Genomic DNA, 24119 nt, shown 5'->3' on the forward strand with positions numbered 1-24119 from the left:
GGACTTCATCCAGCATGAAAACCCCTCCCACCTGCCGGCCACCCTCCCCACCAGGGGGAGGGTTAAAAATGCCGCGCCGCCGCACATTCCATATACGATCGCCCTGCCCGCGAGGAGGAAGATCACCAGCTTCATAGCCTTCCCGCTTACCTCGGGTGAAACGGTTGTTTGTTTGGGAGCTGGTGCCCACCCGGACGGAGGAGGGTATGGCAGGATGCGCCGTCCAATACTGTCTTTCCATGTTTACCCGTGGATAATTCAGCGCCGCCCTCCAGCATCTCCAGCGACTTAACCGCCTCATCATCCCCGCCTCCCAACCCACGCCTACAATCCCCTCGCTTCCATCGCCGGAGTGTTTCGCGAGACGTTCGCGGGCAGGCGGAGGCCGGCGCTTTCATAGGAACCGTAACGTGCGGGGATGGTGGAAGAGGTGAAAGCCATGGAGCGCTCGTCGAAAGGCAAGCCTTCCTATCAAGCCTCCCCCGGACAGCCATGTCCGGTTCGGTTGAGCCGTGCAAGTGGCAAGGTTTCCCGAAAGGAAACCGTGAACACAGCCACGCAGCGAGGCGAGATGATCACCTGTAGAGGCTGGAAGCCTCGAAAAGACGCCGAAGGCCACGCGAATGCGGAGCCACCATTAAAAAATCAATCGAGGTTCCGCATTCGTGTGGGCTCTCCGATCTTTGACAGAGCCACGGCAGGTAACTGCGCGGGGCTCCGGAGTATTGGCCGAAGCCGAGCGGACGCCCAAACGCCTTCCTCGCGGAAGCTCCAACATTTCTATTCCACGAAAACCCGAACGCTCGCGGCACGGCCGGCGGCGTCGATCACCGTCAGCGTCGAATAACCGGCACCATCCGGTTTCCATTCGCTGGTCCGGCGGCGGGACAGCTCGCTGAGCGGCTTGCCGTTGGCGAGCCAGCGGAACGGCGCGCGGCCGCCCTGCAGCTTCAGGACCAGCGGCGAGATATCGCCCGATAGCGCGCCGAGATCGACCCGTGCGCCTTCCGGCGGATAAACGATCTGCGGTGCCGGCTCCCGCGTCGAGGCGGAAAACAGCCCGTTCGCGGTCATCGAGAACCGCCTCTGGCTGATCGGCAGTTCGGCCTGCGCAATGCGGACGGCACCCGAAGGCGCGGATGGCAGCGGCGTGATCGGCACGCCGGACTTCGAAAACGCCTCGAACAGGATCGGCGCCGCGGTCTGATAACCGGCAATGCCCGGCACCGCGCCATTGTCCGGCCGCCCGACCCAGACGCCCAGCACATGACGTCCATCGAACCCGACCGACCAGGCGTCGCGATAACCGTAGCTCGTGCCGGTCTTGTAGGCGATGCCGAGCCTTCGGCTGCCCTGCGGCGGCAGAACATCCGAGAGAATATCGGCGACGTTCCACACCGCCTGCGGATCGAGAAGCGGCTCGCCGTCGATCATGCCAGGCTGGTCCTCGATGCCATTGCCGATCCGCATCGGATTGCCGCGATTGGCGAGCGCCGCATAGGCCTGCACCAGATCCTTGAGCGTGATGCCGACGCCGCCGAGGCCGATCGCCAGGCCCGGCGCCTCGTTGGCCGGCAGGACCGGCCGCACGTCGGCGCGACGAAAGCGGATCATCAGCCGCGACGGGCCGACGGCATCGAGCAGCCGCACGGCCGGCACGTTGAGCGACAGTTGCAGCGCCTGGCGGACGCTGACATCGCCCTGGTAGGTCATGTCGAAATTTTTCGGCCGGTAGCCGAAGAAATCCGCCGGCCGGTCCTCGATGATCGTTTCCTGGGACACCAGCCCCTGCTCGAAGGCAAGGCCGTAAATGAACGGCTTCAGCGTCGAGCCGGGCGAGCGGTTGACCCGCGTCATGTCCACCCAGCCGGAGCGGCTCGCATCGAAATAATCGGCCGACCCGACCTCGCCGACGATCGCGCCGGTGGTGATGTCGGCCATCACCATGGCGACCGAGACCTTCGGGCTGAGCTTGACCGAAGCCTCCCTCGCCACCTGTTCCAGCCCCTGCTGGATGCTGCGCCTCAGCGTTGTCCTGTGCTGCTCGGTCTTCGGTTGCTTGCGGATCGCCGCTTCGGCGAGATGCGCCGCATAAGCCGGCAATTGCAGCCGGCGTGCCGGGATGCCGTCGTGTGCCGCCCGCTCCGACTCGCCGTCGCCGGTCACCGCGGCAACGGCCGAACGCATCAGCACCCGTTCCCGAGCCGCCTGGGCAACCTTGAAATGCCGGTCCGGCCGCCGGCCCTCCGGGGATTGCGGCAGGGCAACCAGAAGTGCTGCTTCCGCCACCGTCAGCCGCCGCGGCTCCTTGCCGAAATAGGCAAGGCTCGCAGCCCGCACGCCCTCCAGATTGCCGCCATAGGGCGCATGGGTGAGGTAGAGTTCGAGGATTTCCCTCTTGGATAGCCGCCGCTCGATCTGGATGGCTCGGACGACCTGGCGGAGCTTGGCTGCGACGGACCGGCTCTCGCGCGGCTCGATCAGCCGCGCCACCTGCATCGACAGCGTCGAAGCGCCCGACACGACGCGACCGTTGGTGACAAGCTGCAGCATCGCTCGCCCGAGCGCCCACGGGTCGACGCCGCCATGCTCGTAGAAACGCTGGTCCTCATAGGCGACCAGCATTTTCAGGAAGCGCGGATCGACGTTTTCGGTGCTCGTACGAAGCCGCCAACGCCCCTCGGGCGTCGCGAAGGCGCGCAGCAGCTCGCCATCCGCATCCAGCACCTCGGTGGAAACCACCCGCGCCTTTTCAAGCGGCGGGGGATAGGCCCTGTCGACCGCATCGAGGCCGGCGATCAGCCCCGCCGCTGCGCCGAGGCCGATACCCAGACCGATCGAAAGTTTCCACCTGAGCTTCATCGGAACGAGCTACCGCTTACTGGGCGGCAAGCACCTCCATCTTGCCCATTGCGGTACGGGCCGAGAACTGCGGACGATACATGTCCTCGACCTGGGCAGCCGGGTGATCGTAGACGCCGGGGGTCACGGCGCGGACCACATAGGCAAGCGTGATCTCGCGGTTGTCGCCGGAACTCCGGTCGAAGGCCGCAACGAAACGGTCGTTGCGGAATTCGGTATGGGCCGCCTGCACTTCCTCGATCCAGTCGAAATTGGCGAGGCTGGCACTGTTGACGATGCTCGGATTGTCGATCTCGAACCCCGCCGGCAGAAGGTCGGTGACGACGATGCGCGACGGCCAGCTGTTGCTCTCGGTGATGGTGATCACCGCCACATAACGCTGGTTCTGCTGCGCTTCACTGACATTGGTCTCCTCGCCGTCCATCGAGTAATAGGTGCGGCTGATCTGGAACCCGTCGCCGCCGGCAGGCAGCGGCTGAGCCGGTGCAGCAACCGTGGTGATCGAGGCAGACAGCGGATCGGCGCTGTTGTTCTTGACGGTCAGCGGATGGCCGATCAGCGCATCGCCGGTCATCTGCGACATCAGCGTGCCGCGATGGTCGGCGCCGTTGACCTGCAGGCGCAGGCCGTCGTCACCGTTCTGCAGCGCGCGGGCGGCGAGCAGCATCCAGGTCTGTTCCTGGGTGCTGGTATATTTCTTCTGCCCCCATTCCTTGGCAACGATGGTGGCAAGTGCCGGAACGATCGGCGGCACCGGCCGGCTTTCGGCGGCAAGCGCCAGAACCGCGGCACCGTCACGCAAGGAGGAACCGTAGTCCGAGCGCGACAGGCTGACCCTGTGGATCTGCGCTGTTTCCGACATCTGCAGCGAGGCTGCAAAGATGTTCTTTGACCGCAGCGCATCGCCATAAAGCGCCAGCGCCGCGGCGATATGGGCCTTGGCGAGCGGCGTCGGGAAGTCGTTCAGCATCGTGTCGGCGTAATAACGCAGGTCGCTGATCGCGGCCTTGCGGTTGCGGGCGAGCACATAGAGCGCATAGGCGATCTCGTTGCCCTGATCCTTGACGTTGTTGGTGAAGCCGAGCGAGTTCTGCAGGCTGTCGAGAGCCTGGACGAGCGCCTGTTCGGGCACGTCGTAACCCTGCTCGCGGGCCCGGCTGAGGAAGTCGCTCACGTAGGAATCGAGCCACAGATCGCCGCCGCCCGGACCCCAGAGGCCGAAACTGCCGGCCGAAGACTGGTAGGACAGCACGCGATAGATCGCATCCTGGACCCGCTTCTTGACTTCCGTATCGTCGGCAAGGCCGTTCTGCACCGCCATCTGGCTGAGATAGAGAAGCGGCAGGGCCCGGCTGGTCGTCTGTTCCGCGCAGCCATAGGGATAACGGCTGAGGCTCATCAGCAGTGCCGGAATGTCGAAGGCGGTCGAGCGGCTGACGTTCACGCTGACCGAGGCACCCGGCAGGATGCTGTCGGCAAGCAGGTTGGCATCGACCGTGACGCTGGCGCCCGGCTTCAGCTGGACAAGCCGCTGCTGGGTGATCGGCATGGCGGCCGGCCGCACCGGAATATCGAGCACCTGGTCCAGCGACATGCCCGACGCATTCGAAAGGCGGACCAGGATCGACCCGTCGCCCGGCTCGACACCGCGAAGCGCAAGCGTGACATCCGACTTGCCGCCTGCGGCCAGCGTTATCTTTCCGGTCCCCTTCTGGTCGACGGCAACCGGCTTGTTGGTGGTGATGGCGAGCTGGTAGTCGCCCGCCGGCGCATCGGTGTTGGCGATGTCGAGCCTGAGATTGGTCTGGTCGCCAGGCGCCAGGAAGCGCGGCAGGCTGGCGGTGATCACGACCGGATCGCGGATCACCACGTCCTTGACGCCATGCCCGACGCCGGTCTTCGACCAGGCGACCGCCATGACACGCGCCGTGCCGTTGAACTGCGGAATGTCGAAGGAGACATTCACCTTGCCCTGCTCGTCGAGCTTCACCGGCCCCTTGAAAAAGGCGATCAGCTTTTCCTTCGGCGGGCTCGACTGCAGCGCAGTGCTGCCGCCGTCGCCGCCGGTGCGCAACCGCCCGGTGGCGCCGAGCGAGCCGTCGATCAGGCGACCGTAGAGGTCGCGGATTTCGAGGCCGAGGCGGCGCTGGCCGAAATACCAGTCGTCCGGTGCCGGAGGTTGGTAACGCGTGAGATTGAGGATGCCCACGTCCACCGCAGCGACGGTGACATAGGCGTCCTCGTTGGCGCCCGCTCCGGCAACCTGCAGCGAGATATTCAGCGGCTGGCGCGGCAGCGTTTTTTCCGGGGCGGTGATCTGCACCTGCAGATCGCGGCTTTCCGGATCGACCTTCAGCCATGTGACGCCGATGGCGCGCATCGGCATGCGGCTTTCCTGCGCCTGGCCCGGACGATAAAGTGTCGCCGTGACATAGGAACCGGCACCCCAGGCGGCGGTGACCGGAATGTCGACTTCGCCGCCATTCACGCCGATGCTCGCGGTCTTGACCGCAATCAGACTCTCGGAACCGGACGTGATCATCAGCTCGCCGGCGTAACGTGACGACACCTTGAGCTTGGCCGTCTCGCCGACCTTGTAGCTCTGCTTGTCCAGTGCAATTTCCAGCGCATCCGGAGTTTCGGTCGAGGTCGCGGCCACGAACCAGCCGGCATCGAACTCGACGCTGGACGTCGGCCCGCCGATATCGGCGGTTTCGACCTCGAGCCGGTAGCGGCCCCAGTTGACCGGCACGGAAACCTTGCCGCCGTCTGCCGTGACATTCACCATGCCGTTGGCAACCTGGCTGGTGCGGGTCACCGGCTCATACCGCCAGGACGAGCCGTCGCGATACCATTGATAATCGCGGTCGATCTTGATCAGTTTCCAGGGCAGGTTCTGCACCGCCTGTTTCTTGCCGGCCGCGTCCACCATGATCACGGTGAAGTTGCCGACCGAGTTTTCGCCGAGATCGCCGGAGAATTCCGGCTTGATGCCGATCCGCGCACCCTCCGCCTTGACCGGCAGGGTGATCGAACGCTCGATCGCCCGGCCGCCCGCCTCCTGCATGCGCACCACGATATCGGCGTTCACAAGCTGCGTCGTCGAGGGCGCTTCGGCAACGGTCGCGTCGAAGGTCGCCTTGCCGTCGTCGTCGAGCGGTTCGAGCTCCTCAAGCGGAATGCGAACCGCTTCGCTCGCCTCTTCGTCGACGAGGCCGAACTGATAGCCTGGGAAGGCGGGATTTTCGCGCGTCGTCTTCAGCGCGATCTCACCTTCGAGATTGAGGCCGGCCGCCGGCGCGCCATAAAGATATCGGCCGTCGATATTGACCGGCACCGGTGCCCCGACCGCGATTTCCTTGGCGTCGCTGGTCATGTCGAACTCGATGCGATCCGGCACGAAATCGTCGACGAGGAAGGTCTTTTCGCCGATCGCCGATCCCTTGGGATCGGTGAAGATCTGCATCGTCCAGGTGCCGCGCATGGAGGTAGCCAGCAGCGGCAGGTCGAGCGCATAACCACCGAGCGAACCGTTCCTGACCATCCGCCGATCCTCGACCCCGTCCGGACGCAGGAAGACGAAGGTGAGCGGCAGGTTCTCGATCGCCGTCGCATCGATGTTTCGGGCAAGCGCCGAGGCATGCACGGTTTCGCCGGGGCGATAGATGCCGCGTTCCGTCCAGGGCAGGATGTCGATCGCGCCGGGTGCGGGGCGGCCTGTCACGCCACGGTCGGACAGATCGAATCCGGCACGGGCCATGTCGAGGAAGACATAGTCCTGGCCGTTGTTCTGTGCCGCCAGCACCGCCGGCACCATCGCCGCCGTGCCGCGCATCAGGCCGGCGGTGAACACCGCGCGGCCGTCCGCATCGGTCTTCGCCGTGCCGAGGATTTCGTTGTTCTTGGCGAGCAGCTGCAGATCGACGCCGGCCATCGGCTTGGCGCTGCCGAGCGAGCGGGCGAAGACGTTGAGGCCATCCGTGCCGGCATAGGTGGCAAGACCGATATCCGACACCACGAACCATTGCGTCGCCTTGGTATCGTATTCCTGGCTCGTCGCATTGGCGGCTGCCGCCGTCAGCATGTAGACGCCGGGCTTGCGGGTCGGCAGGGCTTCGTCGACCGGGAAGCTCGTCACCACGTCCTTGTTGAGGTCCTGCGCGATATCGATCGTGCCCTGCCAGACCAGTTCGCCGCTCTGCTCCTCGATCTGGGTGGCGTTATAGCCGTCCATCTGGGTCAGGAATTGCGAATTGGCGAGCAGTGCCGCGATGCTGCGGTCGCCCACTCTGTAGAGCTTCAGATTGGCCTTTTCGGTATTGACCGAGACGATCGGAATGCCGCGGCGCGCGGTCGAGGGCAGTACGAAACTGTCGCCGGTGAACCGCACGGACGCCGAGCGGTCCTTGACGTAGATGTCGATATCGACCTGGGCAACAAGCGGCTCGTCGACGGAAGACGGCAGGCCTCGGCGCAGCGACAGCTTGTAGCGCTGGCCATGAGTAAGGCCTTCGACGCAGATCTGGTTGCCCTTGGCTTCCATCGCCTTCGGCGCCTGCCCGTTGAGCACGACGAAGGGCGCGTAGTCGACGCCGATCTTCACCAGCGGTTCGGAGAACTGAACGCAGACGCGCGGGTTGGCGCTATCGGCATCGACCGTATTGCCGGTCATGCGGAAACCCTGGCGTTCGCGCAGGTCGTTGTAGGCGGCCTGCACGGTGCGGGCGTTCACCAGCGCAAGACTTGCCTTGTAGGCGTTGAGCGCCGCGCGATAATTCTGCTGCTTGGCAAGCGCGGCCCCGAGAACCGCCAGCGCATCCGCCCGGGTCTGCGTCGTGCGTGAAAGCTGATAGCCGTTAACGGCGGCAAGCGTGCCTTCGCCATCGGCAGTGCTGTTGTTCTTGGCGGTGCCGGCAGCGCGCGCAAGCTCGATCCACAGCGCCCCATCATCGGGAATGATCGAAAGCGCGCCTTTGAAATTATAGATCGCCGTTTCGACATTGCCGGCGAGCAGCTGGCCCTGGGCGATCGTCTTGAGGCTTTCGACGCCGTAACCCTGCTGGTTGTCGCCGAGCGTCAGGCCATCCTTCTGATCACGCGCCTGCTGGAGGACCTCTTCCGAGAGGAAGGACAGTTTCGGCGGGGCGCCGATATCCGGTTCGATAGCCGATACGACGATCTTGCCGGCTGTCGCACCCTGGAACGGGTTGAGCTGGCTGTAATCCGACTTGAGGAAGCACCATTTGGCTTTCTCGTTATAGGTGAAAGCCTTGCAGGCATTGTCGCCGATGCAGGCCGCCTCGCACTGGGGCTGGCTGACATTTTTCACGGTCCTGAGATCGAAACCGAGATAATCGCTGTTCGGAGTGCTTTCGATCCGCCGGTCGGCCGCAGTCAGCGGCGAGGCGAAAGCGAATGCGGAAACGATGAGAGCGAGAAAGCCGAATAACGCGCGCCTAGACATGGAAGTCCCCCCGTGGCTGCCGTCGGAAGCTGGCAGTTTTCTAATCTATCCCGTGACTTGTCAACGAGCCCCGACGCGTCGGGCCGCCTATTTTCATGAAGAGATTGTCATATGACGAACGTCGTGCCGGAACGGATCAGGCCATCAGCCCGGCAGCCGTAAATCCGCCGTCGACGGCGAGGATTTGGCCGGTCACATAGGAGGACTGGCGTTCGTCGACGAGAAAGGCAATGGCCGTGGCGATCTCCTCCGGCCGGCCGTAGCGGCGCATCGGCACGGTGCGTTTCCACTCCTCGCGCGTCGCGGTGGTGTGGTTTTCCCTGACCATCGGCGTCTCGATCGGACCCGGCGCAATGGCGTTGACGCGGATCAGGTCGTCCGCGAGTTCGACCGCCATGATCTTGGTGAGCGTCACCAGCGCGCCCTTCGACGCGCCATAGGCGGAACGGCCGAGATTGCCCTTGATGCCGGAGACCGAAGCGATGTGGACGATCGACCCGCCGCCGTTTTCCCGCATGATCGGCGCCAGCGCCTGAGACAGCGCAAATGCGCCGACGACATTGACCTCGTAGATCCGCCGCAACTGATCGGTCGTGGTATCGGCGAAACGAACGTTCGAACCGATGCCCGCGCTGTTGACCAGTGCCTGCAGCGGGTTTTGAAGCGCCTGGCAGCGTTCCGCGAGACCCGCGATCGCCTTTTCGTCGGTGATGTCGAGGAGGACGGTGGTGAGGAGACCGGCCCGATTGCCGAGACGTTCCGCCAACCGGTCAAGCGCCGCAGCATCGCGGTCGGCAGCCAGCACATGCCAGCCGGCTTCGATCAGAAGCTCCGTCGTCGAAAGGCCGATACCCGATCCCGCACCCGTGACGACGACGCTGCGCATGTTCAGCTCTCCCGGTTTTCGATGATGACCAGTTCGAAGGTGACGCCGACGGGATTGTCGCCCCGCGCCAGCCGGCCGTGATAGATCACGCCGTCCGTATCGACGACCGCGGCGTCGATGGAGGCCCGAAGCCCATCCGGCGTCATTTCGAGCACGCCGTTCTCGATGTCGATCTCGGTCGCGAGGCAGACCACCCGGCCCCCATCTTCGAAGACGGGCTCGTTGATGCTGCCGATGCCATAGATGCGGGCGTTCTCGATGCCATGCTCCCGGCAGACGCCTTCGATCGCCATCCCGACATCCTCGTTCGGGCGCACCCGCAGCAGGATGCCGTTGCCCTCGCCGCTCTCGCCGTTAGCGGAAAACAGCGTGAAATTGGTTTCGGGATCAGGGATCGACGAGAAGGTCGCGGTGGCGCTGCCATAACCTTTGACCGCGATCGGCCGGCTGACGATGCTGTCGAAGGGCAGCACATGCCCCATGCGCAAAGCCCCTTCGCCGGTATCCCAGATGCCGTGGCAATGCAGGAACGGCGCCCCGTCCCGTTCGCCGACCATGGCGGTCGCCGCCAAAAACCTGCCGCCCGCCTCCGGCGCGAAGGTCGCGCTATACCAGGCAGCATGATCCTCGTCCGGTGAGAAGGCCGGCAGGACATAACGGAACGGATCGCAGGCCCCACCTTCGATATTGAGGAAACCACCCTTGCAGCCGGCCTCAGCGAAGATGCGCGCCACCTCGGCCATGAAGACTTCGCCGGGCCGCAGCACACCCTCGACCGGCTTCAGGGCGGTCCGCACCGCCTCTCGCCTGATCGGAGCGACGGGCCCCGGATGCCTGAGCTGGCGCAGTCCCGGCAGGTCATTAGCCGGCTTACTGTCAAACTCGCCACGCGCGTGCAGCTCTTCGCGGATCATTTTCTTGGTGATCTTGCCATAGGCGGATTTCGGCAGCGCGTCCCAGAAGATGAAACGTTTCGGCATCTTGTAGCGGGACATCCGGCCGTCGATGAAGGCGAACAGGTCCTTCTCGGTCACCGCCGAACCCGGCTTGGCGACGCAGACGGCGATGCCGACTTCGCCCCAGAGCGGATCGGGCACGCCGAGCACGGCCACCTCGCTGATTGCCGGATGGGTGAGAAGTTTCTCCTCGATCTCCCGCGGATAGACGTTCGAGCCGCCGGAAATATACATGTCCGAGGCGCGGCCGGTGATGTAGAGGAAACCCTCCGCATCCATGTGGCCGAGATCGCCGGTGCGGAACCAGCCGTTGCGGAACGCCTTCTCGTTGGCCTCCGGATTGTCGTAGTAGCCAGCAAAGACGGCCGGACCGACGCAGCAGATCTCGCCGGTCTCGTAAGGACCGACCTCGTCGCCCGCATCGTTCTGGATCGACACCTGCATGCCGGTGCGTTCCATGCCGCAGGTCCCGATCCTGGCAGCTTCGCCGTCCTCGGCCGAATGTTGCGCCGGCGGCAGGACGGTGATCGCCCCCGTCACCTCGCCGAGCCCGAAATATTGAACGATCACCGGTCCGAGGCTCTTCAGCGCCCGCTTCTGGTCCTCGCGATACATCGGCGCGCCGGCATAGATGACGTAGCGGAGCGAGGAGTGGTCGTATTTCTCGGCGGCCGGATGCTCGACCAGCAGCTTCAGGATGGTCGGCACCGTGAACATCGTCGAGACGCGCCATTTTTCGACCAGCGCCCACGCCGCATCGATATCGAATTTTTCGGTCGGCAGCAGGATAGTTTTCACCCCATGCGCCACCTGGGTGAGCTGATGCACGCCCGCGCCATGCGAGAGCGGCGCAACGACCAGCGCCGCATCGGCGGAGGTCACGCCGGGCATCAGGTCGCAGAGATGGTTATTGATCACGAAGGCCATCTGTCCGTGGGTCAGCACCGCCGCCTTCGGCCGACCGGTCGTGCCCGACGTGAAGAAGAACCAGCAGGGATCGTCGCGCTCGACCCGCGCTTCGGCCGGCTTCCTGCCGCCGAACTCGTCGACAACGGCATCATAGGACGGCCCGAAATCCGCTTCGCCTATGGCAATAACGAAACCGATCTCCGGATTGTTCTCCCGCACCACCCGGGCGTGATCCGGAAACGAGGCGTTGCAGATCAGGCCGGTCGCGCCGCTCGCCTTGGCGAGATAGGCGACCTCTTCCGGCGTCTGCCGGAAATTGGTCGGCACCCAGACGGCGCCGATCCGGAAACAGGCGAACATGCTCTCGAACATCTGGTTGCAGTTCTGCGACTGGACCAGGATGCGGTCGCCCTTGGCCACCCCGAAGCGCTGCTGCAGCGCCGCGGCCATCGCGTCAATGCGCGTCTCGAACTCTTCCCAGGTCCAGGACTTTTCGGCCCAGACCAGCGCAACGCCCTGCGGCTCTCGGCGCATCGCCTGCGTCACGAAGCGGGCGAGGTTCATCACCCGCGTCGAACGGGGGCTCAGCCCTCCCTTCGGTTCGGCCTGATCGCCGCCGGCAACCGAGGTCGTCGCATTCATTTCGTCCGCTCCAGGATCGACACGTAATTGGCGACGGCGGCGCCGCCCATGTTGAAGACACCGGCCATCGTCGCCTTCGGCAGCTGCATCTCGCCCGCCTCGCCGCAGAGCTGCATCGCCGCCATCACATGCATCGAAACGCCGGTCGCGCCGATCGGATGGCCCTTGGATTTCAGCCCGCCGGATGGATTGACCGGCAGCCGGCCGTCCTTGCGGGTGATGCCTTCGCGGATGACGCGATACCCATTGCCGGGTTCGGCAAGCCCCATCGCCTCGTATTCGATGAGTTCGGCGATGGTGAAGCAGTCATGCGTCTCGACGAAGCTCAGGTCGTCCAGCGAAACGCCTGCCTCCGCGAGCGATTTCTGCCAGGCCCTGCGCGCACCTTCGAAGGCGATCGGATCGCGGCGCGACATGGCAAGGATATCGTTGACATGGTTATGCGCCTTGAAGGCGACCGCGCGCTTCATGCCGGCTGCGACTTCAGGCGAGGCGATCACCAGAGCGGCCGCACCATCCGAAACCAGCGAGCAGTCGGTGCGCCTCAGCGGCGCCGCCACGTAGGGGTTCTTGTCGGATACCGTGTTGCAGAAGTCGAAGCCGAAATCCTTCTGCATATGGGCATAGGGGTTCTTCATGCCGTTGGCGTGGTTCTTCGCCGCGATCATCGCCAGCTCTTCCGAACGGTCGCCATAACGCTGGAAATAATGGCTGGCGATGCGGCCGAAGAGGCCGGCGAAACCGCCTCCGACATCGGCCTCCTCCTCGCGGTAGGAGGCCGACAGAAGGATATCGCCCGTCTCCTTGGTGGGTAGCGCCGTCATCTTCTCGGCACCGACGACCAGCGCGATCTTGCCGCGCCCGGCTGCGATGAAATCGAGCGCCGAATAAAGCGCCGCCGAACCGGTGGCGCAGGCATTCTCCATCCGCACGGCCGGCACATGATCGAACCCGTCGGCCGCCATCGCCACCAGGGCGCCTTGAAAATCCTGCTTGGAAAAACCGTTATTGAACACGCCGACGAAAATGCCGTCGACATCCTTGGCCGTGATGCCAGCATGTTCGAGGGCCGGATTGATCACCTCGGCCATCAATTCCCGCGTCGAGGCCGCTTCGGACTTGCCGAACTTCGAATGCGCCCAACCGACGATCTGCGCTCCTGCCATGACCTTCTCCTTCGTTTCAAACCCGTTCCGGTGTTCTCGACCGTGCCGCCTGCGGCGCCTTTCGAAGCGCCGGTTTCTCCGAACTGAACAGCGATTTCAGCTTGCCCTGCACCTGCTCGACCTCATGAGCCAGCAGCCCGACAAGTTCCTTCTGACGTGCCTCACCCATGCGACTGTCGATCGCGGCAATCGACAAGGCTCCTGCAAGCCGTCCGTCGGGCAGCAGGATCGCCATGCCGATCCCCCAGGAATTGGCGATCACCCGCCCGGGATTGAGCGCGTAACCGAGTTCGCGTGAGCGAGCGACATCCTCTCGGATAATCTGAGGGGAATAGCCCGGATATTGCGCGGCAATGACGCCTTCAATGCGGCCGAGGACCGCCTCCACTTCCGAGTCCGGCAATGCCGCCAGCATGGCAAGTGATCCGGCCCCGACACCGAGTGGGTTCTGGTCACCGGTCAGCAGCGCGTGGGTGCGCACCGGATGCGTGCCCTCCTCGCGGTGCAGGCAGACGGCGTAATCGTCACGCCGCATCGAGACGAAACTCGTATCAGCGGACTTGCCGGAAAGCCGCTTCAGGCTTTCGCCTGCCATTTCCAGAAGGCCGTGCCGGCGAGAGGCCAGCATGCCGAGTACGTAAAGCTCCCCGCCGAGATAATATCGGCGGGTAAGCTCGTCCTGCTCGACGAGGCGGGACCGCATCAGCGCCATCAGCAGCCGCCGGGCGGTGGGGTTGTTGAGGCCGCTATCGGCGACCACATCGGCGAGCGCCACGCCCTTTTCCGCGCCACGGCCGACGATGGAGAGAAGCTGCAACGCCCGCTCCACCGCCTGCGAGCCGGAAACGGCACCTTCCCGAAGACCCGACGGGATCTCGATCACCTGTTGCATATGCCGTTTCCCATCAGATGCATGGCCGCTACCGATCAGCTCAATGACTTGCCGATAGCCTTTTCGAGGATCGCCCAGGCCTCGTCGCCGTATTTCGACTTCCAGTCCTTGTAGAAATTGGCAGCGCGCAGCTTTTCCTGGAAAAGCGCACCGTCCGGCTTGTTGAACTTCATGCCCTTGCCTTCGAGTTCGGCCTGGACCGTGGCGTTGAGACCCATGACGTCCTTGCGCTGCAGCTCGGCGGCGGCGTTGAAGTGCTTCGAGACGATACCCTGCAGATCTGCCGGCAGCGCCTGCCAGGAGCGGCGGTTGAGCAGGATCCAGAAACCGTCCCACATGTGGTTCGTCATCGAGACGTATTTCTGCACCTCGAACAGCTTCGCCGTCGTCAGGATGGCCAGCGGGTTTTCCTGTCCGTCGACGATGCCGGTCTGCAACGCGGTATAGGTTTCTGCAAAGTTGATGCTGGCGGGCGCCGAACCGAAGGCCGTGAACATCGAGGTCCAGAGCGGGCTCACCGGCACGCGGATCTTGAAGCCCTCGAGATCCTTAGGCGTCGTAATCGGCCCCTTGGACGAAGTGATCTGCCGGAAACCGTTATCCCAGATCTTGTCGAGCGTCAGCAGGCCCTTCTTCTCGATCTCGCCACGAACATATTTGCCGAGCTCGCCGTCCATTGCCGGCCAGACCTTGTCGTAGCTCGGGAAGGCGAAGCCGACGCCGTTCAGCGAGGCATTCGGCACCAGGGTCGACAGGATGATCGGCGACAGGCTGAACATTTCGACGCCGCCGGAGCGCACCTGGTTCAGCATGTCGGTGTCGGCACCGAGCTGGCTCGACGGGAAGATGTTGATGGCCATGCGGCCGCCGCTCTCCTCCTGGATCTTGGCGACAGCTTCCTTGGCGCGGACGTTCATCGGATGCGTCAGCGCCTGGTTGTTGGCGAACTTGTAGGTGAACTCGGCGGCGTTGGCCGGCCGTGTGCGGATTGAAAAGGTCGTGGCAATGCCGGTCGTGGCCGCGCCCAAAAGAAGCGTTCTGCGATTGACGTTCATGAAATCCTCCTCCGATTTCGTTCCCAGTTTTTGCCTCAGAGCCCTTAGAGAAAGGCCGTCGAGAAGTAGGGCACCGCTGCGATCACCAGAAGGCCGATCATCAGCGCGCCGATATAGGGCCAGATGGCCTTCATGGCTTCGTCCGGCGAGACATTGCCGATCTTGCAGGCGATGTAGAAGCCGATACCGATCGGCGGCGTCATCAGGCCGATATTCATCGCCGTCACCACCACCATGGAATAGTGGATATCATTGATGCCGAGCGAGCGGGCGACCGGAAACATGATCGGCGCCATCAGCACGATCGCCGGCAGGCCTTCCAGCACGCAGCCGAGCACCATGAAGATCAGGATGGTGACGCCCATGAAGGTCATCCAGCCGCCCGGCAGGCCCTGCACGGCCTCGACGAGCTGCGCCGCGAAGCCGGTCTGGGTCAGCGCCCAGGCCATGGCGGAGGCCGCACCCAGGATCATCAGGATCGCGCCGGACAGTGCTGCCGTCTCTACCAGCATGGAATAGAGCTTCTTCAGGCTGATGCCGCCGTAGAGCGTCGCGCCGATGATCATCGCGTAGAGGACGGCAATCGTCGAAACTTCCGTCGCGGTGGCAATACCCTCGCCCACGGCGGTGCGGATCAGGAAGGGCAATAGCAGTGCGGGGGCGGCGACCAGAAACGCTTTCTTGATCACCGAAAGCGGTGCCCGGCGCACACCCGCCATGGATTCGTGCCGCGCCTTCCAGCGCGCCAGGATCGCGAGAACCAGAAGCAGAACCATGGCGATCGCAAAACCGGACGTGAACAGCCCGGCGATCGAAACGCCGGCGGCGGATCCAAGCACGATCAGCACGATCGATGGCGGCACGGTTTCCGCCATCGCCGCGCCGGTTGCCAGAAGCGCGATCATCTCCGGTGGCTTGTGGCCGCGACGCTTCATTTCCGGAAACAGCGCCGGCGCGACGGTCGCCATATCGGAGACCTTGGAGCCGGAAATGCCGGACACCAGGAACATCGAGCCGAGCAGCACATAGGACATGCCGGCCCGGACATGGCCGAGCAGCGAGGCCAGCACCTCGACGATCGCTCTGCCCATGCCGGTCGCATCGAGCACGCAGCCGAGCAGCACGAAGATCGGCACCGACAGCAGGATGATGCTCGACATGCCCTCGTCCATGCGGCCGATCATCACGAACACAGGCACGGAAGTCGTGAACGTCAGGAATGCCAGCGTCCCGAGGCCGAAGCAGAAAGCGATCGGTACGCCGAGAACCAGGAACAGCGCGACGAAACCGACGAGGAAGATCGGGATGTTCCAGTTGCCGATCTGCTTCAGGCCCGGCCCAACCAGCCAGAGCAGCACCGTCACGGCGGCGATGACCACCACGGACACCGCCACCTGCCTGAAGGTCGATCCCTTCAGCGCGTTGACGACCGCGAGGATCAGCATCAACCCGATGCCGACCGGCAGGGCCGCGGCGCGGAAACTCATCGGAATGTTGAGCGCTGCCGAGGTAATGTAGGATTCTTCGATCGCATATTCGTAGGCCGGCCGCAGCATCACGCCGAGGAAGAGCGCCATCAGCAGCAGGGCGAGCGTATTCGCCAGGCCGTGCAGCTTTTCCGGCAGCATGCCGACAAAGAGCGTCAGCCGCAGGTGTTCGCTGCGATCGACGGCCATGGCCGAACCGAGCATGGCAAGCCAGAGGAAGGAGATCGATGCCACCTCGTCGATCCAGACGACCGGCAGCGAAAAGACATAACGGGAAATGACCCCGGCCAATAGAAGCGCGATGATGCCGACGAGAAGCGCCGCGGCGACCGCCTCCACCGGCCGCATCCAGACGGAACCGCTTTGCTGCGGCGCCACGCCTTCGAGACCGGCGAGCAGAGAAGCCTCGTCCATGGGCTCGATCGTATTATGGGCTGCCGTCACGCGTCATCCTCCTCAGTGCCGCGAAGGGGACAAACGAAAGAAACACTCCGGATCGATCGCGGCCGAGCCGCAAATCCAGGCGGACTACACCCCTCTCCGGCGCAACCGCTTTTCCTCCCGACGTCCGGCTCCTCCAGCCATCCGTAGTGGTCCATGATCTGGATCTTATTCTTCTTCAAGTTGCCGGAGTTTGCTGAACACGGACGGATTAGGCAAGCCTAAATTTGCCGCCAGAGCAGAAAACTTTAAAATCGATCCACATCATGGATCGCTCTCCAGCGTAGCTGTAATTGTCTCAGCTCAAGCTGCCGGACACCGTCACATGCAGCCCGCCGTCGATGGGAAGCTCGACTCCGGTAATGTATTTCGCCTCGTCGGACGCGAGGAAAACCGAGGCCCAGGCGATGTCCCAGCCGTCTCCCTGGCGTTTCATCGGCGAAAGCGCGTCTCTTTTGGCCTTCATCTCCTCTGCGGAACCGTAGTACCCGCTGATCTGTTTCTGGATATGCGGCGTGTCCATCACCCCCGGCAGGATCGCGTTGGCGCGGATGCCCTTGGCCGCATATTCGATCGCAATCGCGCGCGTGAAGTGATTGAGCGCCGCCTTCGATGCATAATATGAAACGTAGGGGTAGCCGGTCCACCGGATGGAGGCGAGCGATGAAATATTGATGATCGCCCCGCCGCCCTGCTTCTCCATGATCGGCAGAACGGCCTTGCAAGTCAGGAAGGCGCTGGTCAGGTTCACGTCCATCACCTTGCGCCAACTCTCCTCGGTTGCCTCCGCCGCGCCGCCCGGCAGGTTGATGCCGACATTGTTGTGCAGCACGTCGATACGGCCGAAGCGTTCCATGGTCGTTTCGACGACAACGGCAATGTCGGAGGATTTGGTGACGTCGGCGGCGAGCGCCAGGCCCGTGCCGCCCTCGGATTCGATGACGTCGACCGTGTTCCTCGCTGCATCGAGATCGACGTCGACGCAGACGACGCTGCCGCCCTCGCGCGCATAGGCGACGGCCGCAGCCTTGCCGTTCCCGAAACCCGGGCCGACCGAACCGGCACCAAAGACGAGAACGACCTTATTCTTCATGCGATCCATAAACTGCTCCTCCGAGCCACCCTCCCCGGCGGCGCGAAGCAACTTACGGTGCGGATTTCATCCGGTCCATGTTCAATCGCGGACAGAACGTGTTCAAAAAGTACCGGATTGCTCCGAATTGCCCGGTATCCGCGGCTTTTTTGGCGACTAACAGAAGTTATTTTTCTTCGGCAGAGCCCGCCCCGAATGCGGCTCGGGCGAGATATCGGGCGTGGTCCCGAATATCCTTCGGCCAGATCTCCGTCAGCTCCTTGAAGCGATCTTCCTGCCCGGCATAAAGCGCCCGCGCCGCGTCCTCATATCCCGGCTGATCCCCGGCGAGCGCCCGCATGAAACGGTCGGCGGTCTCCTGAGCCCGGCGCCTGTCGTCTCCCGAACTGCCGGCAGCACGCGCTGCGTCGACGAGCTTGCGCAGAGCCACCGAGGCGCCGCCCGGCTGCTGGGCGAGCCACTCCCAATGCCGCGGCAGCAGTGTCACCTCGCGTGGCACCACGCCAAGCTTCGGCCGCCCGGGCCGCCGTTCCACCGGCTCGACAGGCTCCACATCATCCCTGGGAAGGCGACCGAGACAGTCTTCGAGTGTGCCGCGGAGATCGAGATCGACCGGCTTTCCCGTCTCATCGTCGAAGACCAGAACGCTTTCATGGCCACCGGCCTTGATCGCCGTGACGACCTCGACCGGGGATCCGCCCGCAATGCGGTTTTCACCCCGAAAAGCTGTCCAATGAAAATCTGCCATCTGCTTCCTCTGTATCGAGAGGAATTTACCCGGGTAGAATGAACCCGTCAATCCGGATCAGGCGGTCCGCTGTCTGAGGCGCCCCAAACCGTCGCGAAGATGACCAGCAGCGCGTATGATCGCCCGCCGCGCCGGCGGTTCGATAGTCCTTGCGATCACCCAGGCGACGAAGAGCAGGGCAGCAACCAGCACGAGGGCTACGAGCCAGCGGTTCTGATCCGTGCCGAAATGGGCAAACACCGCGTAACCGATATTCTGGTGCAGCAGGTAGAGCGGATAGGTGAGGCCACCGAGCCCGATCGCCAGTGCCGGAGAAATGCGGAGCGACGGCGCCGTGGCACAGACCGCAACCGCTGCCAGCGCCAGCGGCCCGATGAGCGCGAGCCCGACGGCGCTGCGGCCCAGCCCGTATGTGGCGATGAAATCCGGTTCGGTCAGGAAGGGTGTGGCGATTGCCCAGCAGACGGTGGCGGCAAGCACGCAGAGGCTCGAAGGGGACGCATGCTGCCTCACCTTGTAAAGCGCCAGGCCGAAGGCGAAATAGCCGGAATATTCGGTGATCAGCAGTTTCTGGATCGCGCCGCTGCCGATGAAGGCCTCGTTGACGACCGAAATCGCCAGCCATGCCAGCACGACAACGCGCCAGCCGCGCTCGAAAAGGCCGGTGGCGATGAGCAGGAAAACCCAGCCGTAGAAGATGATCTCGTAGGCGATCGTCCAGTAGGCACCGTCGAGAAAGGGCTGGCCGAGGCCGCGCGAGATGATGACGGCATGCGCCAGCCATTGCCTGACCGTCGGCGGATCCAAGGTCGGCAGATGCCAGACGGCGAGCACAGCGGCAGTGATCGTCGCGCAGACGATGAAGGTCGGCCAGAGCCGCGCGAAGCGTCCGGCGGCAAAGTCATAGGCCGTGTGGCCTTCCGCCGACATGGTGATGACATAGCCGGAAATCGCAAAGAAGATCAGCAGGCCGGTATCGAACCACATGGCAAAGGGTGCGAGCTCCGGAAAGCTGATGCCACCGCCCTCGCCGGAAATCCGCATGCGGAAACCGTAATGGAACGTCAGCACCATCAGCGCCGAGACGAGGCGCAGGATATCCAGGTTCAGCAGCCTTGGCGTCTTCGGGGCCGTCATCCGATCCTCTGGGGTAAAATAGCTTAAAGCCGGACCCTATCGCACCTGCCTTTGGAAAACGTGAATCCTTCCCCGAGAATACGAGCGGTTCGGGCTGGCCAGCCTCAGGGGACGCAAGGACTTCCCTTTCCTTGACGAATATCGTTTCCTGCCAAATTCATGACGGGACCCATGGACAGTCCCGAGGGAGGTTTCGATGTCGGTTTTTCTCTGCAGCGCCTGCGGCACTTCCTTTCATGAAGCCGAGGAAGCGCCGGAAACGTGCCCCATCTGCACAGACGAGCGCCAATATATACCGCCTTCCGGCCAAGCCTGGACGACGACGGAAAAGCTCGCACGGACGCACCGAAATTCTTGGGTGCAGCTCGAGCCGGAGCTGTTGGCGATCCAGACCGTCCCCGCCTTCGCCATCAACCAGAGGACCCTGCTGCTTCGCACGCCGGCGGGAAACATCCTTTGGGATTGCATCGCGCTCCTCGACGATGCGACCAAGGCGATCGTCCAGTCACTGGGCGGCCTCAGCGCCATCGCGATCTCCCATCCGCACTATTACACGACCATGCAGGATTGGGCCGCCGCCTTCGACGCGCCGATCTATCTGCATGCCGCGGACAAGGAGTGGATCTGCCGTCCCTCGGATCACGTCCGGCTGTGGGACGAGGATGCGCTGGTGCTTTCCTCCTCCGTCACGCTGGTTCATGGCGGCGGACACTTTGCCGGCGGTACCGTCCTGCATTGGACGGGCGAAGACGACAAGGGCGTGCTGCTGGCCGGAGATATCGTCCAGGTCACGCCGGGCGCCGACCACGTCTCCTTCATGTGGAGCTACCCCAACATGCTGCCGCTCAGCGCCGCTGAAGTTGCCGATGTCGCGGAGCGGCTGGCACTTTGGCCTTTCGAGCGGATCTACGGCGCTTTCTCGCACCAGAATGTCCGTCAGGATGGGCAGGCGATCGTCGCCCGCTCCGCCAGGCGTTATATCGACCGGCTCTCCAAATGAAGAACGCGCGGGCGTTGCCGCCCGCGCGTCCGATAGACCCAAGAACCGGGATCGCTTACTTCAGGCCAAGAAGCTTCTTGGCATTGCCCTCGTAGATCTTCTGGCGGGTGGCGTCGGAGATGTCCATGTTGTCGAGAACCTGGATGGTCTCGCGGATGTACATCGGACCGCCTTCCGGATCGAACGGCGCGTCGGAGGCGAACAGCACCCGATCTTCGCCGAAGAATTCGATGGCGTGCTCTATTGCCTTGGTCGAACCGAAGCTCGCCGTATCGGCATAGAATTCCTTGAAATATTCGAGATGCGGACGCTCCAGCGCCTTCAGCACGACCGAAAGGTCGCGATCGGACGTGCGCTTGCCCATCTGGTCCCAGCCGGCACCGACGCGGCCTTCGAAGAAGGGCACCATGCCGCCGGCATGGTGGGTGACGACCTTGAGACCCTTGTACTTGTCGAAGATGCGCGAGAACACGAGGCGCGCCATGGCCGCCGAAGTTTCATACGGCCAGCCGAAGGTCCAGAAGATCTCGTATTCCGAACGGTCTTCGGTCAGGTAGTCCGGGAAGTTGGCGCCGCGCGACGGATGCAGGAAGACCGGCTTGCCGGACTTTGCCATATATTCGAAGAAGGGCTCGAACTGCGGCAGGTCGAGCGGCTTGCCGCTGTAATTGGTGAAGATCTGGACAGCACAGGCGCCGAGATCTTCGACGACCCGCTTGGTTTCCGCCATCATCCATTCCTGGTTTTCCATCGGCACGGTGGCGATGAAGGCCGGGAAGCGTTCCGGATATTTGTCGCATAGCTCCTTCTGGGAATCGTTGCCGATCCGACCGAGGTCATAGGCGCGTTCGGCACCGGCCAGCTTTTCCAGCGGCGGGGAAGCGAGCGACAGGACCTGCTGGTAGTCGCCGCCGAACATGTCCATCACCTGGAAACGACGGTCGAGGTCCGTCATCATCGGCACCGCGCCCGAGCGCATGGTGACGTCGGTCATCGTGCCGATATAGCCGATCAGCTTGTCGAAAAAGGGCTTTGGCCAGATATGGTTGAAAGCGTCGATCTTCTTCATGGAATGCTCCTCCTGTCTGTCCTGCTACGGCACCGCGAACTAAGGGAAGTCCAGTGCCCCGAGGCGTTTAAAAAATCCGCGAGCCGAGCGATGCCGAGATCGACCATGCTCCGTCGCGGCAAAATGCGAAGGCAACCGCCGAAAGTCAACATATTTTCTTGTATTATGAGATTATCGACTAGAAATCCTGTGTCGATGCGAGGCCAGCGCGGCGGTGATCTCACCGGCGGCAAGCAAGACTTCCCGGCCGATATCCTCCACCGCGGAGCCTCGGGCGAGTTCTTGGGCGATCGTCACGGAAAAGCTGGCGATGGGGCTCTGGCCCGCATCGAAGATCGGTGCCGCGAAGCCGACGACACCGGGTGTCACCTCACCATGGGCCACGGCGTAACCCTTCTTGCGCACCGACTTCAGCCCATCGAGGACGGCTTCCACGGTATCGCCGGCGCCCGCCGCCTGCCAGTCGTCGAGCGTGCGATTGATCAGCGGCAGGAGATTGCGGCGCGGCAGGAAGGCAACGATGGACCGGCCGATCGCGCCCCGGCTGAGCGGCATCGGCCTCCCGCGCGGATAGCTGCTGATCGCCTCGCGGCTGGAACTGATCGAATCGACGCAAAGGATCTTTTCGCCGTACCAGCGCACCAGAAGCGCCGTGCACTCGTATCGCCCCGTGAGTTTCTGGAGGTAGGGCGCGCCGGACAGGATGAGATTGTCGGATTTCCGCAGGAGGTAGTCCATCTCCACCACCCTCGGCCCCAGCGTAAAGCCGGTATTCGGCATGGAGGTGAGGAAACCGCTGTCCTTCAGGATCTTCAGATAGCGATAGAGCGTCGGCCGGCTATAACCCAGCTCCTCCATCAGCTCTTCCGGGGTCCATTCCAGACGGTCCTCGGTGAAAACCTCAAGTACCGCCTGAAGGCGTTCGAGACTGTTGACGGCCTTTTTTCTCAAAGATGCTCCCGCTCTTTCCTGACGGCGCGCGACATCAGACCGGCCGGACCTATGCGGCAATAACGATAACTGCGAAAACTGCAATGGCAAGTGGTGCTACTCGGCGGCCTTCAGCGGAGGCAGGCGACTGCCGCCAGGAGCGCTGACTGCCTCCTCCGTCGCGACCACACGCCGGATCGCCGCCAGATATTCCGCCTGGAGAGCGGTCGGCTGCCAGTTGCGGCGGGTGGTGATGCCGATCGACAGCGGCTTTCCCGGCACTTCATAGTTCAGAAGCGTCAGGAATCCCGCCTTCAGCTCGTGCCGGAGCTGATGCCGGGACAGCAGCGCCAGCCGATCCGTCTGCATCAGGATGCCACGCAAGGCCGTCAGCGAACCGGTCTCGACGGTCCCCTGCATCTGCGGTCCATCGGGAAACTTTGCCGCCAGGGCATCGAACGTGTTGCGGTTGGGCGTCCCCTTGCGCGCCACCACCCATGGATAGGAGGCAAGTTCGACAAGCGAGACATCCGTCTTGCCCGAAAGCGGATGACCGGCACCCGCGACGACCGCCAGCCGAAAATCGAAAAGCGGCTCCTGGCCGAGTGTCGGCGTCAGGCGGCTGCGCAGCGCCCCGATCAGAAAATCGATATGTCCCATTTCCAGATCGCTGAGGAGCTGCTCGTAGCTGCCCTCGAGGATCTCGAACCGCGCCAGCGGATGGGTGAGGGCCAGCGAGGCAATGGCATCGGGCACGATGGTGGTGCGCGCCATGGGCAGCGCGCCGACCGATACCAGGCCATCGAACTTGCCGCGCAGCTCCTGCACTTCCTCGGTGGCGTTGCCGAGCTCTTTCAGCGAAAGGCCGGCCCAGCGGGCAACGGCGCGACCGGCACCGGTGAACCGCGTCGCGCGGCCATCGGCCTCGAAAAGGCTTGTGCCGAGGATTGCCTCCGCGTTGCGCGCCGTGCGCTGAACCGCGGCACCTGATTGGTCGAGGATACGCGCGGCACCCGGAAACCCTCCGGTCTGGGCAAAGGCCTGCAGGGCGCGCAGGTGGGAGATCGTCAGCCTTGCATCGGCACCGGAGCCGCGCGAACCCGAATCCGCCTGGAGCTTCTGGCAACCGCTCCGGATAAGATCGAGCGCCCTGAGCGACCGGGTCTGGACGACCCGGCCTGCCGGCGTCGCCATCGCATGTCCCGGCCCGCGCTCGAGAAGCCGCGTTCCGAAGCGGTCTTCGAGGCGGGAAATCGCCTGTGAGGCCGCCGGCTGGGTGACGCCGACGATATCGGCCGCCCGCGTCAGCGAGCCGGTGCGCAGGCAGGCGCAGAAAAGACGGATATGGCGCAGATTGGGATAGTCCACGTGCCTGTCCTCCC

15 protein-coding genes and 1 pseudogene are annotated in these 24119 nt (G+C 63.6%); 1 reads left to right on the forward strand and 15 read right to left on the reverse strand.

From position 1 onward, the window contains the following. Window positions 1-780 precede the first annotated feature (780 nt). The 12 genes and pseudogenes from pbpC to C5J24_RS32780 form a co-directional block, all read right to left on the reverse strand. Window positions 781-2862, reverse strand: coding sequence for a penicillin-binding protein 1C (gene pbpC, locus C5J24_RS29115; protein WP_105423000.1), 2082 nt, complete (start codon window positions 2860-2862; stop codon window positions 781-783). 16 nt (window positions 2863-2878) lie between these two features. Further along, the gene (locus C5J24_RS29120) at window positions 2879-8326 is read right to left on the reverse strand and encodes an alpha-2-macroglobulin family protein (RefSeq protein WP_105423002.1); all 5448 of its coding nucleotides are present in this window, start codon (window positions 8324-8326) and stop codon (window positions 2879-2881) included. A 136-nt stretch (window positions 8327-8462) separates the two neighbouring features. Further along, window positions 8463-9212, reverse strand: coding sequence for an SDR family NAD(P)-dependent oxidoreductase (locus tag C5J24_RS29125; RefSeq protein ID WP_105423004.1), 750 nt, complete (start codon window positions 9210-9212; stop codon window positions 8463-8465). 869 nt (window positions 9213-10081) lie between these two features. Then, window positions 10082-11719: pseudogene (locus C5J24_RS32505) on the reverse strand (acyl-CoA synthetase); the annotation flags it as partial. Continuing rightward, window positions 11716-12885 (reverse strand): acetyl-CoA acetyltransferase, encoded by a 1170-nt coding sequence (locus C5J24_RS29135; protein WP_105423008.1) that lies wholly within the window; start codon window positions 12883-12885, stop codon window positions 11716-11718. The gene C5J24_RS29135 and the pseudogene C5J24_RS32505, both read right to left, overlap by 4 nt. A gap of 16 nt (window positions 12886-12901) precedes the next feature. Further along, window positions 12902-13777, reverse strand: a complete 876-nt coding sequence (locus C5J24_RS29140) for an IclR family transcriptional regulator (RefSeq protein WP_105423010.1) — start codon at window positions 13775-13777, stop codon at window positions 12902-12904. 35 nt (window positions 13778-13812) lie between these two features. Continuing rightward, window positions 13813-14832, reverse strand: coding sequence for a TRAP transporter substrate-binding protein (locus tag C5J24_RS29145; RefSeq protein WP_046638027.1), 1020 nt, complete (start codon window positions 14830-14832; stop codon window positions 13813-13815). A 44-nt stretch (window positions 14833-14876) separates the two neighbouring features. Further along, window positions 14877-16733, reverse strand: a complete 1857-nt coding sequence (locus C5J24_RS29150) for a TRAP transporter large permease subunit (RefSeq protein ID WP_105423165.1) — start codon at window positions 16731-16733, stop codon at window positions 14877-14879. 325 nt (window positions 16734-17058) lie between these two features. Continuing rightward, the gene (locus C5J24_RS29155; RefSeq protein ID WP_105423012.1) at window positions 17059-17862 is read right to left on the reverse strand and encodes an SDR family NAD(P)-dependent oxidoreductase; all 804 of its coding nucleotides are present in this window, start codon (window positions 17860-17862) and stop codon (window positions 17059-17061) included. 157 nt (window positions 17863-18019) lie between these two features. Next, window positions 18020-18601 (reverse strand): DUF2239 family protein, encoded by a 582-nt coding sequence (locus C5J24_RS29160; protein ID WP_105423014.1) that lies wholly within the window; start codon window positions 18599-18601, stop codon window positions 18020-18022. Window positions 18602-18658: 57 nt separating this feature from the next. After that, the gene (locus tag C5J24_RS29165) at window positions 18659-19738 is read right to left on the reverse strand and encodes an acyltransferase (RefSeq protein WP_105423016.1); all 1080 of its coding nucleotides are present in this window, start codon (window positions 19736-19738) and stop codon (window positions 18659-18661) included. A gap of 234 nt (window positions 19739-19972) precedes the next feature. Next, on the reverse strand, window positions 19973-20266 hold the full coding sequence (locus tag C5J24_RS32780) for a hypothetical protein (RefSeq protein ID WP_371674850.1): 294 nt from the start codon (window positions 20264-20266) through the stop codon (window positions 19973-19975). Between the two features lie 31 nt (window positions 20267-20297). Between C5J24_RS32780 and C5J24_RS32785 the strand changes: the two genes are divergently transcribed. After that, on the forward strand, window positions 20298-20738 hold the full coding sequence (locus C5J24_RS32785) for a hypothetical protein (protein ID WP_371674851.1): 441 nt from the start codon (window positions 20298-20300) through the stop codon (window positions 20736-20738). Between the two features lie 55 nt (window positions 20739-20793). On the opposite strand, the gene C5J24_RS29175 is transcribed toward C5J24_RS32785, so the two are convergent. The 3 genes from C5J24_RS29175 to C5J24_RS29185 form a co-directional block, all read right to left on the reverse strand. Then, window positions 20794-21807, reverse strand: a complete 1014-nt coding sequence (locus tag C5J24_RS29175) for an amidohydrolase family protein (protein WP_105423020.1) — start codon at window positions 21805-21807, stop codon at window positions 20794-20796. Window positions 21808-21978: 171 nt separating this feature from the next. Next, window positions 21979-22758, reverse strand: coding sequence for an IclR family transcriptional regulator (locus C5J24_RS29180; protein ID WP_105423021.1), 780 nt, complete (start codon window positions 22756-22758; stop codon window positions 21979-21981). A 96-nt stretch (window positions 22759-22854) separates the two neighbouring features. Continuing rightward, complete coding sequence (locus C5J24_RS29185) at window positions 22855-24105, reverse strand: LysR substrate-binding domain-containing protein (RefSeq protein ID WP_105423023.1); 1251 nt, start codon at window positions 24103-24105, stop codon at window positions 22855-22857. Window positions 24106-24119 lie beyond the last annotated feature (14 nt).

It is taken from the genome of Neorhizobium sp. T25_27 (genome assembly GCF_002968565.1).
Classification (GTDB): Bacteria; Pseudomonadota; Alphaproteobacteria; order Rhizobiales; family Rhizobiaceae; genus Neorhizobium; species Neorhizobium tomejilense.